Consider the following 12765-nt stretch of genomic DNA (forward strand, 5'->3'; position numbering starts at 1 on the left):
GACTGGAACGGGCGGCGCTGCTGGGGCAGGGCCGCCCGTTCGGTGTTCCGGTGGGTCAGTTCTTGGCGGCGGCCTCGTCGCGCCGGGTGGGCTCGACGGGCTCGGCATCCAGGCCGGAGATCCAACCGGTGACGTCCCGGGCCACGTCCTGCGCGGTCAGGCCCAGGTCGGCGAGGATCTGCGCGCGGGTGCCGTGCGGGTGCCAGTCGGCCGGCACGCCCAGGTCCTTCAGCGGCACCCGGACGTCGGCGTCCCGCATCGCCTGCCCCAGCGCGTCGCCGACCCCGCCCACCCGGACCCCGTCCTCGACGGTGACCACGAGCCGGTGCCCGGCCGCCAGCTCGACCAGCTCGGCCGGGACCGGGCGCACCCAGCGCGGGTCGACCACGGTCACGCCGTAGCCCTGCTCGGCGACCCGGGCGGCGACCTCCATGCCGAGCCCGGCGAAGGAGCCGACCGCGACCAGCAGCACGTCGGTACGCGCCGACTCGGCCAGCACGTCGACCGTGCCGACCCGGCGCACGGCCGGCAGGTCGGCGGCGACGGTGCCGGTCGGGAAGCGGAGGATGGTCGGGCCGTCGTCCACGGCGACCGCCTCGCGCAGCTCCTCGCGGACGGTGGCCGAGTCGCGGGGCGCGGCGATCCGCAGCCCGGGCACCACGCCGAAGACGGACATGTCCCAGATGCCGTAGTGGCTCGGCCCGTCCGGGCCGGTGATGCCGGCCCGGTCCAGCACGAAGGTGACCGGCAGCTTGTGCATCGCCACGTCCAGCAGGACCTGGTCGAACGCCCGGTTGAGGAAGGTGGCGTAGACGGCGACGACCGGGTGCAGCCCGCCCATCGCCAGGCCGGCGGCCGAGGTGGCGGCGTGCTGCTCGGCGATGCCCACGTCGTACACCCGCTTCGGGTACTTGCGAGCCAGGGTGGCGATGCCGGTGGGCTCGGCCATCGCGGCGGTGATGCCGACCACGTCGGGGCGCTCGTCGGCGATCTTGACCAGCTCGTCGGCGAAGACGTGGGTCCACTTCACCGACGGCGCGGCGACCAGCTGGCCGGTCTCGACGTCGAAGGCACCGCCCGGGCCGTGCAGGCAGTCCGCCTCGTCCTCCTCGGCCGGGCGGTAGCCGTAGCCCTTGCGGGTGACCGCGTGCACGATCACCGGGCCGCCGAAGTTCTTGGCGGCGCGCAGCGCCGACTCGACCGCGGCGACGTCGTGGCCGTCGACCGGCCCGACGTACTTGATGCCGAGGTCCTCGAACATGGCCTGCGGGGCGACCGCGTCCTTGATGCCCTTCTTGACCGCGTGCAGCACCTCGTACATCGGCTTGCCCACGAAGGGGGTGTTGCCGAGCGCGTCCTTGACGGTGTCGAGCACCTTCTCGTAGCCGGGGTTGAGGCGCAGCGACGAGAGGTGGTCGGCGAGGCCGCCGATGGTCGGCGAGTAGGACCGGCCGTTGTCGTTGACCACGATGACCAGGGGGTTGCCGGCGGTGGCGATGTTGTTCAGCGCCTCCCAGCACATGCCGCCGGTGAGCGCGCCGTCGCCGACGACGGCCACCACGGCCCGCTTCTCACCGCGCAGCGCGTACGCCTTGGCCAGCCCGTCCGCGTACGACAGGGCGGTGGAGGCGTGCGAGTTCTCGATCAGGTCGTGCTCGCTCTCCGCCTGGTTGGGGTAGCCGGAGAGGCCACCGCGCTGGCGGAGCTTGTCGAAGCCCTCCTGCCGGCCGGTGATGATCTTGTGCACGTAGGCCTGGTGGCCGGTGTCGAACAGGAGCCGGTCGCGCGGCGAGTCGAAGACCCGGTGCATGGCCAGGGTCAGCTCCACCACACCGAGGTTGGGCCCGATGTGCCCGCCGGTACGGGAGACCTTGGCGATCAGGAAGTCACGGATCTCGGCGGCGAGGACGTCCAGCTGCTCGGCGGTCATCCGCTTGACGTCCTGCGGACCGCGGACGGTGCCCAGCAGCCGGCCGTGGTTGGCCGTGCCCTCTTCAACACTCATGACGGAAGAGTCTATCGGCCACCGGACAGCCCGCAGCGCCGCCATGGATCTTTGCAGGTGGGAGGCCTGATCAGGAGCTGATCACCAGTCGCCGGGGCGGGGCCGGCGGGACCGCCGAGCGGGCCGGGCCGGCCGGGGTCCAGGAGCCCAGCACGGCCGCCCGGGTGGCGCCGGTCACCGACGGAACGGCCCCCGGCAGCCCGTGCCAGGAGAGCCAGCCGAGCAGGGCGAACGCGTACGCCTCCTTGGCCTGCGCCGGCACCCCCAGCTCGTCGGTGGTCCGCAGTTGCCATCGGCCGGCGGCGAGCTCGACCAGCCGGAACATCAGTGTGGGATTGCGCACCCCGCCGCCGGCGGCGACCACCTCGGTCACCCCGTGCCGGTCGCATTCGGCGGCCACTGTCGCGGCGGTCAGCACGGTCAGCGTGGCCAGCACGTCGTCGGCGGCCACCGGCTCGCCCAGGGCGGCCAGCTTGTCGTCCAGGTAGCCGGCGTGGAACAGCTCCTTGCCGGTGGACTTGGGCGGGGGCGCCGCGTAGTAGGGCTCGGCGAGCAGCAACTCCAGCAGCCGCGGATGCACCCGGCCGGCCGCCGCGCGGGCCCCGTCCAGGTCACAGGGGCGGTCCAGGAAGCGCCGGGCGGCGGCGTCCAGCAGGGCGTTGGCCGGGCCCACGTCGTACCCGAGGACGGGCGCCCCGGGGGCGACCACGGTGAGGTTGGCGATCCCGCCCAGATTGAGTGCGGCGCGCGGCGCGGTGCCGCCCGAGCCCCACGCGGCGCGCGAGGCGGTGGCCGGGTCGAGCAGCAGGGCGTCGAAGGCCGGGACCAGCGGGGCGCCCTGCCCGCCGGCCGCCACGTCGGCCGAGCGCAGGTCGTGCAGCACCGGTACGCCCACCCGCGCGGCCACCCGGGCGGGCGCGCCGAGCTGGAGGGTGCCCCGGACCCGGCCCGCCTCGACCCAGTGGAAGACCGTCTGCCCGGGCGACACCACCGCGTCGACCGCGCCGCCGGCCAGCTCGACGCCGACCGCCGCCGCCTCGGCGAAGACCTCGCCGAGCCGGTTGTCCAGCCGGCAGACCGCCTCGATGGTGGTGGCCGCCGGGGGCAGCAGCGCCCCGATCTCGGCGCGCAGCCCACCGTCGTAGTCCAGGCTGCGGTGCCCGAGCGGGCGCAGCAGCAGCGTCTCCCCGTCCCGGGTGAACTCGGCCGCCACCACGTCCACCCCGTCGTACGAGGTGCCCGACATCAACCCGACGATCTTCATCGGGCCAGGCTAGTCAGGCGCCGGGCGGCAGGAACAGCCCGACCAGCTCGACGTGCTGGGTCATCGGGAACAGGTCGAAGCCGCGCAGCGCGGTCAGTCGCCAGCCCGCCCCGGTGAAGGCGCGCACGTCCCGGGCGAAGGCGGCCGGGTCGCAGGCCACGTACGCCACCGCGCGCGGGCCGGCGGCGACGATGTCCCGCACCACCGGGGCGCCCGCGCCGGAGCGCGGCGGGTCGAGCACCACCAGGTCGACCGGGCCGGTGACCCGGCGCCGGGCCAGCGCGGTCTCCACCCGGGCCGGAACCACCTCGACGCGGGGCAGGTCGGCCAGGTTCGCCCGGGCCGCCGCCACCCCGTCCGCGCTGGACTCGACCAGGGTGACCCGGGCGTCGCCGACCCGGCCGGCCAGCGCGGCGGCGAACAGCCCGGCGCCGCCGTACAGGTCCCAGGCGGTCTCGCCGGGGCGCGGGTCGAGCAGGTCGAGGACCGCGCCGACCAGGGTGTCCGCGGCGGCGGGGTGCACCTGCCAGAAGCCGGACGCGGGCAGCGTCCAGTCCCGGCCGGCGGCCACCTCGCGGACCTCCGCCGGCCCGCTGACCGGCGTGGGGGCGCCGTCGGCGTACTGGACCACGCTGACGTCCCCGCCGGTGGAGGCGACCGTCTCGACCGCGTCCGCGTCCGGCCAGCGGGCCCCGCTGGCCGGCAGCACCGGCAGCTCCTGGATGGCCGGGTGGGCGATCAGGCAGCGGTCGACCGGCACCACCTCGTGCGAGCGGTGCTTGAGCAGCCCGGCCCGGCCAGCCCCGTCGACCGCGTAGCGGACCCGGGAGCGCCAGCCCAGCGGCCCGCCGGGCAGCGCGGCGACCCGGACGCCGAGCGCGTTGACCTGGGCCTCGGTGAGCCCGCCCAGCCGGGTGAGCTGCTCGCGCACCACGGCGGTCTTCCAGTCGAGCTGCGCCGCCGGCGCGACGTGCTGGAGGTCGCAGCCGCCGCACCGGCCCGGCCGGGCGTACGGGCAGGGCGCGTCGACCCGGTCCGGTGAGGCGGTCAGCACCTCCACCGCGTCGGCCCGGGCGAACCCGCGGTGCAGCTCGGTCACCTCGGCGACCACCCGCTCGCCGGGCAGCGCGTGCCGGACGAAGACCACCTGGCCGTCCACCCGGGCCACGCAGTGCCCGCCGGGGGCAACCGCGGCCACGGTCAGCTCCACCCGCTCGGCCTCCTCCAGGCCCGGTCGGGCGGGCGCGGTCACGGGCGCTCCCCGCTCTCCCCGGGCGGGGCGGAGACCACCGGCGGGACGGCCGGCGGCAGGGTGCTGCGCGGCGCCACCCGGGGACCGCGGGCCGGACCCCGGCTCAGCGTGGCGTCCAGCCGGTCCAGGTTCTTGGTGGCGGTCGAGGCGAGCTGCCACGGCACGCTGGTCACCATCACGCCCGGCTCGAAGAGCAGCCGCCCCTTGAGCCGCAGCGCGCTCTGGTTGTGCAGCAGGTTCTCCCACCAGCGGCCCACCACGTACTCGGGGATGAAGACGGTGACCACGTCGCGGGGCGACTCCCGGCGGACCGAGGCGACGAAGTTGAGGATCGGCCGGGTGATCTCCCGGTACGGGGAGTCGATCACGGTCAGCGGTACCGGCAGCTCGCGCCGCTCCCAGTCGGCCTGGAGGTCGCGGGTGTCCTTCTCGTCGACGTTCACGGTGACCGCGGTGAGGGTGTCCGGCCGGGTGGCCCGGGCGTACGCGATGGCCCGCAGCGTCGGCTGGTGCAGCTTGCTGACCAGCACGATGGCGTGGTTGCGGGCGGGCAGCACGGCCCGGACCTCGGTCGGCTCCAGCTCGGCGGAGATCCGGTCGTAGTGCCGGCGGATGGCCAGCATCAGCAGGTAGATCACCGCCATCGCGGCGATCGCGATCCAGGCGCCGAGCAGGAACTTGGTGATCAGCACGATGATCAGCACCACGCCGGTCATCGCCATGCCGAAGGTGTTGATCGCCCGGGAGCGGATCATCCGCCGCCGCGCCTCCGGGTCCCGCTCGGTACGCAGGTGCCGGTTCCAGTGCCGGATCATGCCGGCCTGGGAGAGGGTGAACGAGACGAACACCCCGACGATGTAGAGCTGGATCAGCCGGGTCACCTCGGCCTGGAAGCCGACGATCAGCACCACGGCGGCGACGGCGAGGAAGACGATGCCGTTGGAGAAGGCCAGCCGGTCGCCCCGGGTGTGCAGCTGGCGGGGCAGGTAGCGGTCCTGGGCGAGGATCGAGCCGAGCACCGGGAAGCCGTTGAAGGCGGTGTTCGCGGCCAGGAACAGGATCAGCGCGGTCACCGCGGCCACCACGTAGAGCAGCACCGAGCCGTTGCCGAAGACCGTCTCGCCGAGCTGGGCGGTGACGGTCTTCTGCACGTACCCGTCCGGCCCGGAGACGATCTGCGACGGGTCCTCCACGAACTGGAGCCCGGTCAGCCGGGACAGCCAGATGATGCCGACCAGCATGCTCACCGCGATGGTGCCGAGCAGCAGCAGGGTGGTCGCCGCGTTCTTCGACTTCGGCGTCTTGAACGCGGGCACGCCGTTGGAGATCGCCTCCACGCCGGTGAGCGCGGCGCAGCCGGAGGAGAAGGTGCGCAGCAGCAGGAAGATCAGGGCGAAGCCGGTGACGCTGTGCTCGGCGTGGATCTCCAGCCCGGCGCTCGGCGCCCGCAGGTCGTCACCGAGCACGAAGATCCGGAACAGCCCGGTCAGCAGCATGCCGGCGATCACGATCACGAAGCCGTAGGTGGGGATGGCGAACGCGGTGCCGGACTCCCGCAGGCCGCGCAGGTTCATCGCGGTGAGCAGCACCACCGCGCTGACCGCGATCAACACCTTGTGGGTGGCCACGAAGGGCACCACCGAGCCGAGGTTCGCCACGCCCGAGGAGACCGAGACCGCGACCGTGAGCACGTAGTCGACCAGCAGCGCGCTGGCCACCGCGAGCCCGGCGCGCGGCCCGAGGTTGACCGTCGCCACCTCGTAGTCGCCGCCGCCCGAGGGGTAGGCGTGCACGTTCTGCCGGTAGCTCGCCACCACGGTGAGCATCACCACGACGACCGCGAGCGCGATCCACGGCGAGAAGAAGAAGGCCGACGCGCCCGCGATGGAGAGCGTCAGCAGGATCTCGTCCGGGGCGTACGCGACGCTGGAGAGCGCGTCGGAGGCGAAGACCGGCAGCGCGATGCGCTTCGGCAGGAGGGTGTGCTGGAGGCGGTCGGACCGGAACGGTCGACCGAGGAGGAGTCGCTTCAGCAGCGAGGTGGGGTTGGCCACAAGCGCCAAGAGTACGACCACCGCGCGCCAGCCGGTGGGGGTGCCTGATCACCCTCGCGCGCGCCCGCGCGGTACGGTCGGTCCCCCGCCTGCGGCGGGAACGTGGCAGGCTCGCAGACGACGGGCCAGCGGGCGGCACCGTGGGAGGAGCGGAGACCGTGCATGTCGTGATCATGGGTTGCGGCCGGGTCGGGTCGACCCTGGCCCACAGCCTGGAGTCCCGGGGGCACTCGGTGGCGGTGATCGACCAGGACGCGGACGCGTTCCGCCGTCTCGGCCCCGACTTCGCCGGCATCACCGTCACCGGCGCCGGCTTCGACGGCGAGGTGCTGCGCCAGGCCGGCATCGAGCGCGCCGACGCCTTCGCCGCCGTCTCCAGCGGCGACAACTCCAACATCATCTCCGCTCGGCTGGCGCGGGAGACCTTCGGCGTGTCCCGGGTGGCCGCCCGGATCTACGACCAGCGCCGGGCGCAGGTCTACGAGCGGCTGGGCATCCCCACCGTGGCCACCGTCCGGTGGACCGCCGACCGGATGCTGCGCCACCTGGTCCCCGAGGGCAACGTCGAGATCTTCCGGGACCCGACGAGCACCGTCTCGATCATCGAGGTGCCGGTGCACAAGGACTGGATCGGCCGGTCGCTGCGGGAGCTCGAGGAGTCCGGCGGTGCCCGGGTGGCCTACCTCATCCGTTTCGGGATCGGCACCCTGCCCACCGCCTCCACCGTGGTGCAGGAGGGCGACCAGGTCTTCATGCTGGTGACCGATGACATCATCGGGTCGGTCACGTCGGTGGCGGCGGCGCCGCCGGAAGGAGGGCACTGAGCCATGCGCATCGCCATCGCGGGCGCCGGCAACGTGGGCCGGTCGATCGCCCAGGAGCTGATCGACAACGGGCACCAGGTGATGCTGATCGAGCGGCAGCCGAAGATGCTCCGCCCGGACCGGGTGCCGGCCGCCGATTGGGTGCTCGCCGACGCGTGCGAGCTGGCCAGCCTGGAGGAGGCCAACGTCGCCGGCTGCGAGGTGGTGGTGGCCGCCACCGGCGACGACAAGGTCAACCTGGTGGTGTCGCTCCTGGCCAAAACCGAGTTCGCGGTGCCCCGCGTGGTCGCCCGGGTCAACCGGGCGGAGAACGAGTGGCTCTTCACCGAGCAGTGGGGGGTCGACGTCGCGGTCAGCAAGCCGCGGGTGATGGCCGCCCTGGTCGAGGAGGCCGTCACGGTCGGCGACCTGGTCCGGCTGATGACCTTCCGGCAGGGCGAGGCGAACCTCGTCGAGATCACCCTGCCGCCCACCGCGCCGTACGTCGGCCAGCCGATCCACGCGGTGCCGATCCCCCGGGACGCCGCCCTGGTGGCGATCCTGCGCGGCAAGCGGGTGCTGGTGCCCAGCCCGGACGACCCGATCGAGGCCGGCGACGAGCTGATCTTCGTGTGCACGGCCGCGGTGGAGGACGAGGTCCGGGCGGTCATCCTCGGCCCGGACAGCGTCGGGCGCACCCGCGACCGGGCCTGACCCCCGTCGGTCCCGCCGGCCGGCGCGTACGGCCGGCGGGGCTCAGGCGCCCGGCAGCGGCGTCGGCGCGGTCTCCCGGGTCACCCGGCGCACCGCCCAGACGGTGATCAGCAGCAGCAGCGCGTACGGCGGGTAGCCCAGGGCGAGCCGGGCCACGCCGAGCGCGGTGTCCTGGTGGGCCAGGTAGAGCCCGGCCTGCACGCCCACCTTGGCCAGCCAGACCACGCCCCAGAGCACGGTGAGCTGGGTGAAGGTTCGCACCAGCCGGGGGTCGTCCCGCCACTCCGAGCGCCCCTTGGCCACCAGCACCGACCAGATCCAACCCACCAGCGGCTGTCGGACCGCCGCCGAGACCAGCAGGGCCAGGCCGTAACCGACGCCGTAGAGGATGCCGGGGAGGTAGAAGTCCCGCTCGTCGCCGGTCCGCCAGGCGATGGCGGCGCCGACGGCGATGCCGACCAGGCCGTTGACCGCGTGCCGCACCGGCCGGCGCTGGGCCAGCCGCAGCCCGGCGATCAGCAGCGCCACCGCCACCGAGGCGATCACCGCCGGGCGCAGCTCCCCCACCACGTTGGCGATCACGAAGACGACCACGGGGATGCTCGACTCGACCAGGCCCCGCCAGCCGCCGAGCTGGTCGGCCATCTGCTCGGTGAGGCTGGGCAGTCGCTCGTCCTCGGGCCCGAGTTCCGGGTCGGTGGTGCGGTGCTGTCCGGTCGTCACTTCGGCGACTCCAGCTCGTAGTACGGGTTGTAGATCACCTTGCGGTCGTCCCGGACGGCCATCCGGCCGCGGGCGGTGAGGTGCCGGCCCGGCTCGATCCCGGCGATGTGCCGGCGGCCCAGCCAGACCAGGGTGACCACGTCGTTGCCGTCGTACAGGTCCGCCTCCAGCGTGGGCAGGTTCGTCCGGGGCGTGTAGACCACCGTGCGGAGCCGCCCGGCGACCGAGACCACCTGGCCCCGGCTGCACTGGTGGGCCGGCATGCCGCCGGACTCGGCGCTCTCCCGGCGCAGCTCCTGCGCCTCGATCTCGGACTCGCTCGCGGTGAGCCGTTGCAGGAGCCGCCGCAGCGACACCCGGCTCTCGTCGGTCGTCATGACCTCCGCGTCACCCTCTCCACCCGGGCCGGTCCGCGCCGGCGCTGGCTCGGCCCGATGCCGGAACCGTCCCGCCAGCGTACGCCGATCCGGCCCGGCCGCGGTGCCGGCGTCGGCCGGACCCGACGGCGGACACGCGGCGGGCCCGGCACCGTCGACGAGAGCCGACGGGACCGGGCCCGGCACGACAGGTCTCAGGCCTCGCCCTGCTGCGCGGCCTGCTGCTCGGCCACCTCGCGGGGCAGCCGCAGCGGCAGCGGCTCGCGGACCGGCTTGGCCTCGTGGCCCCGGTCGACCACCAGGCCGTCGAGGCAGAGCGCCAGCGGGCCGGCCGCGACCGGGTTGTTGGCCGCCTCGCCCTGGTAGACGCCCCGGACCATCCAGCGCGGCCCGTCGATGCCGACGAAGCGCAGGTCGGTCGGGCCGTCCGGGGTACGCACCCGGGCGAGCAGCTCGGTGCCGTACTCCCCCTCGATCTCCTGGGCGGCGGCACCGTCCTTGCCCAGCGACTGCCGGATCTCCTCGCGCACCTCGTCCCAGATGCCCTCGGAGCGCGGCGCGGCGAAGACGCCGAGCTGGAGGGCGTTCTGGCCGTGCACCAGCACGACCTGCTGGATCACGCCCTGCGGGTCGGCCTGCACCCGCACCTCCACGTCCGGCACCGCCGGGATCTGCAGGCTGCCCAGGTCCAACCGGGGCGCGTCGGGCGCCTCGGAGACGTCGTACGGGCCGCGGGACGGCGCCTGCGCGGTCTCCTCGGCCTCGTCGAGGTCGAGGACCTCGGCGTTCCGCTCGTCACGCGCGTGCCGCGCGCCCTCGGCCCGCTTACGGGAGAAGATCACTGCGCCCACCCTCCGCTGTTCGCACTCACCCTGCCACCTCTTCCGTCTGCCCGCCCGCCGGCGCCGGGACCAGCCCGGCGTGCCCGCCGGTCGATCCGTGCCCGCCGGCGCCGCGCCGGGACGTGGGCAGCTCCGCCACCGGCTGGAACTCGGCCCGTGCGACCCGCTGGACGACGAGCTGCGCGATCCGGTCCCCCCGGCTGATCTTCGCCGGTGTGTCCCGATCATGATTGATCAGGTTGACCAGGATCTCACCCCGGTAGCCGGCGTCGACCGTACCGGGCGCGTTGAGCACCGTCACGCCGAGCCTCGCCGCCAGCCCCGATCGGGGATGCACCAGGCCGACGTACCCCTCCGGCAGCGCGATGGCCACGCCGGTCGGGACCAGGGCCCGGCCACCGGGCGGCAGCTCCACGTCCGCGGCGGCCACCAGGTCCGCGCCGGCGTCGCCGGGATGGGCGTACGCCGGCAGCGGCAGCTCCGGGTCGAGCTGCCGTACGGGCACGGGTACGACGTCTGTCACGGTCTTCCTCTTCCGTCCGGTCCATGCGGGGGTGACCCTGCCATCCTGCCGGTTGGCCGGCCGGCCGTGCGCCGTACCCTCGGACTGTGAGCCTGTCCTCGTCCTCGTCCACCCCGGCGCCCCCGGTGGGCACCGCCCGGGAGCACTCGGAGCGGCTGACGCTGCCCTGGTGGGCCTGGCCGGCCGCCCTGGCCGTGGCCGGGCTGCTCGCCGCCGAGCTCTGGATGGGTGCGACGGGGATGCGTGCCTGGCTGCCGTTCGTCGTGCTGATCCCGGCGGCCGTGGCCGCGCTGGCGTGGCTGGGCCGGATCCGGGTGGCGGTGCGCGACGGCGAGCTGTGGGTGGACGACGCCCACCTTCCGGTGCGCCACGTCGCCGACGCGGTCCCGCTGGACGCCGCCGGGCGGCGCGAGGTGCTGGGCGTCGGCGCCGACCCGCTCGCCTTCGTGGTGCAGCGGCCGTGGATCGGCGGCGCGGTCCAGGTGGTGCTGGACGACCCGGCCGACCCGACCCCGTTCTGGGTGGTGAGCACCCGGCGCCAGGTGGAGCTGGCCGCCGCGATCCTCGCCGCCCGCGACGCCGCCTGACCGGCCGAGCCGTCAGGGCAGGGCGGGACGGCCCCCGGGAAGTTCCCTGCCGCGGCGGCGCAGGTCGGTGCGGAGCTCGTCGGCCAGGGTCCGGGTGGCCCGGCGGTTGAGGTAGCCGGCGACGGCGGCGCCGGTCAGGAACGGCCCGAGCGTGGTCAGGTTCCGGCCGAACCGGCGCAGCAGGCTGTCCCGCAGTTCGCGGCGGGCCGCGGTGCTCAGCACGGCGCTCACCCCGACCCCCGGCATCATCGGGTTGATCCCCCGCTTGCTGGCCCAGGACTGCACCAGCGCGACCGCGCGCTGGGTGCCCCCGGTGGGCAGCGGGACCCGGTGGATCTCGTGCAGCTCGCCGATCAGCTTCAGCTCGATCGCCACCACCGAGACCGTCTCGGCGGCCAGCAGCACAGGCGCGGAGAGCAGCGTCGGGGTGACCGCCCACTCGACGGCGGCGACCCCGCCGCCGGCCGCGCCGACCCCGGCGGTGGCCCGGGCGGCGTTGCGGATCAGCCGCTCGGCGAGCTCGTCGTCGTCCAGGCCGGGGAAGTGCCGGCGGAGCGTGGCCAGGTCGCGGATCGGCACGTGCGGGGCGACCTCGGCGACGGTGTCCGCCATCCAGCGGATGGCGGACCGGGGCTTGAACAGGTCGGTGAGGCCGCGGGCCCGCGCCTGGCCCACCAGCCGGGTGAGGAGCTGGCGGCGCCGGGCGGGGGCGATGTCGTCGGCGGTGAGCGCGGCGACGGTCGCGCCGAGCTCGTCGTCGGCGCCGCCCGGTACGGCCGGCGTGGGTTGCTCGGCTCCGCCGCTACCGGTCGGCTGCTCGGCGTCGGTCCCGTCGGCGCCCGGTCCCCCGGTCCGCCTGCTGCGCTCGCTCACCCATCCGCCCTCCCGTGCTGCGCGGCGTGGCAGCCGCTGGTACGAGTCAAGCAGCTTCCGGCCGCCGGTGCACGGCGGCTCGAACAGCGGCGGCCCCGTCAAGGAGGCCGCCGCCGGTGATGCGCGTCGGGATCAGACGCACTCGCGGCAGATCAGCTCGCCGTTGCGCTCGACCGCCAGCTGGCTGCGGTGGTGGACCAGGAAGCAGCGGCCGCACCGGAACTCGTCCTGCTGCATCGGTAGCACCTTGACCGTGAGCTCCTCGTCGGCGAGGTCGGCACCGGGCAGCTCGAAGCTCTCCGCCACTTCGGCCTCGTCGACGTCCACGGCACCCGACTGTGAGTCGACCCGCCGGGCCTTGAGCTCTTCCAGGCTGTCCTCGCCGAGGTCGACCTCGTCGCGACGCGGGGCGTCGTAGTCGGTGGCCATCGGTTTCACTCTCCCATATCGATATGGTCGCTTCCGGTTGTAACGCCGGAGGACGCTGTTTCGGTTCCGTTGGCCGGCCACCAAATGTGTCGGTCACCGGACCCGACCGGTCGGCCGGGTCCGCCAGAGAGGAACTTCCCCAGCGAGCGCGGAACCTTACCCCCCCTTTGGGCGAGGCATGTATACCGCCCTCGTGGCAGAGATGTACGCCCCTGCGCCCGAAGTTGTTCCCAATGTGACTCAGGCGACACGAAGATAGGGGTAGTAGTACCCGTTCCTCCGGTGGCGCGCCGGCATGTCGGACTGTTTCCACGCCACG

Annotated in this window: 13 protein-coding genes; 3 read left to right on the forward strand and 10 right to left on the reverse strand. The window is 74.2% G+C overall.

What is annotated here, in order from left to right:
- Positions 1 to 55 precede the first annotated feature (55 nt).
- The 4 genes from dxs to Q2K19_RS02610 form a co-directional block, all read right to left on the reverse strand.
- The gene (gene dxs / locus Q2K19_RS02595) at positions 56 to 2005 is read right to left on the reverse strand and encodes a 1-deoxy-D-xylulose-5-phosphate synthase (protein ID WP_302767277.1); all 1950 of its coding nucleotides are present in this window, start codon (positions 2003 to 2005) and stop codon (positions 56 to 58) included.
- 70 nt (positions 2006 to 2075) lie between these two features.
- A complete protein-coding gene (locus Q2K19_RS02600) occupies positions 2076 to 3269 on the reverse strand; it encodes an anhydro-N-acetylmuramic acid kinase (RefSeq protein WP_302767279.1) in 1194 nt (397 codons plus the stop codon).
- A 13-nt stretch (positions 3270 to 3282) separates the two neighbouring features.
- The gene (locus Q2K19_RS02605; protein ID WP_302767281.1) at positions 3283 to 4521 is read right to left on the reverse strand and encodes a class I SAM-dependent RNA methyltransferase; all 1239 of its coding nucleotides are present in this window, start codon (positions 4519 to 4521) and stop codon (positions 3283 to 3285) included.
- A complete protein-coding gene (locus tag Q2K19_RS02610; RefSeq protein WP_302767282.1) occupies positions 4518 to 6575 on the reverse strand; it encodes an APC family permease in 2058 nt (685 codons plus the stop codon). The genes Q2K19_RS02605 and Q2K19_RS02610 overlap by 4 nt, the downstream gene beginning before the upstream one ends.
- A 158-nt stretch (positions 6576 to 6733) precedes the next feature.
- On the opposite strand from Q2K19_RS02610, the gene Q2K19_RS02615 reads away from it, so the two are divergent.
- Together Q2K19_RS02615 and Q2K19_RS02620 are read left to right on the forward strand one after the other, a co-directional pair.
- Complete coding sequence (locus tag Q2K19_RS02615; RefSeq protein ID WP_302767283.1) at positions 6734 to 7399, forward strand: potassium channel family protein; 666 nt, start codon at positions 6734 to 6736, stop codon at positions 7397 to 7399.
- Positions 7400 to 7402: 3 nt separating this feature from the next.
- Positions 7403 to 8092 carry a potassium channel family protein gene (locus tag Q2K19_RS02620; RefSeq protein WP_302767284.1) on the forward strand — a complete coding sequence of 230 codons (690 nt, stop codon included), beginning with the start codon at positions 7403 to 7405 and terminating at the stop codon, positions 8090 to 8092.
- Positions 8093 to 8134: 42 nt separating this feature from the next.
- Here Q2K19_RS02620 and Q2K19_RS02625 read toward each other — a convergent pair whose 3' ends face one another.
- From Q2K19_RS02625 to dut, 4 genes are all read right to left on the reverse strand, one after another.
- On the reverse strand, positions 8135 to 8815 hold the full coding sequence (locus Q2K19_RS02625; protein ID WP_302767286.1) for a DUF3159 domain-containing protein: 681 nt from the start codon (positions 8813 to 8815) through the stop codon (positions 8135 to 8137).
- Positions 8812 to 9192 carry an OB-fold nucleic acid binding domain-containing protein gene (locus tag Q2K19_RS02630; protein WP_302767289.1) on the reverse strand — a complete coding sequence of 127 codons (381 nt, stop codon included), beginning with the start codon at positions 9190 to 9192 and terminating at the stop codon, positions 8812 to 8814. The genes Q2K19_RS02625 and Q2K19_RS02630 overlap by 4 nt, the downstream gene beginning before the upstream one ends.
- A 194-nt stretch (positions 9193 to 9386) precedes the next feature.
- Complete coding sequence (locus Q2K19_RS02635; RefSeq protein ID WP_302767291.1) at positions 9387 to 10034, reverse strand: DUF3710 domain-containing protein; 648 nt, start codon at positions 10032 to 10034, stop codon at positions 9387 to 9389.
- A gap of 25 nt (positions 10035 to 10059) precedes the next feature.
- Positions 10060 to 10557 (reverse strand): dUTP diphosphatase, encoded by a 498-nt coding sequence (gene dut, locus Q2K19_RS02640; RefSeq protein WP_302767292.1) that lies wholly within the window; start codon positions 10555 to 10557, stop codon positions 10060 to 10062.
- Positions 10558 to 10643: 86 nt separating this feature from the next.
- Here dut and Q2K19_RS02645 point away from each other — a divergent pair, with 86 nt between their 5' ends.
- Positions 10644 to 11144 carry a DUF3093 domain-containing protein gene (locus Q2K19_RS02645; RefSeq protein ID WP_446839704.1) on the forward strand — a complete coding sequence of 167 codons (501 nt, stop codon included), beginning with the start codon at positions 10644 to 10646 and terminating at the stop codon, positions 11142 to 11144.
- Between the two features lie 12 nt (positions 11145 to 11156).
- Here the strand turns inward: Q2K19_RS02645 and Q2K19_RS02650 are convergent, their stop codons facing one another.
- Positions 11157 to 12017 (reverse strand): hypothetical protein, encoded by an 861-nt coding sequence (locus Q2K19_RS02650; RefSeq protein WP_302767294.1) that lies wholly within the window; start codon positions 12015 to 12017, stop codon positions 11157 to 11159.
- Positions 12018 to 12149: 132 nt separating this feature from the next.
- On the reverse strand, positions 12150 to 12446 hold the full coding sequence (locus Q2K19_RS02655) for a DUF4193 domain-containing protein (RefSeq protein WP_046565779.1): 297 nt from the start codon (positions 12444 to 12446) through the stop codon (positions 12150 to 12152).
- Between the last annotated feature and the right edge of the window lie 319 nt (positions 12447 to 12765).

The organism is Micromonospora sp. NBRC 110009, from assembly GCF_030518795.1.
Classification (GTDB): Bacteria; Actinomycetota; Actinomycetes; order Mycobacteriales; family Micromonosporaceae; genus Micromonospora.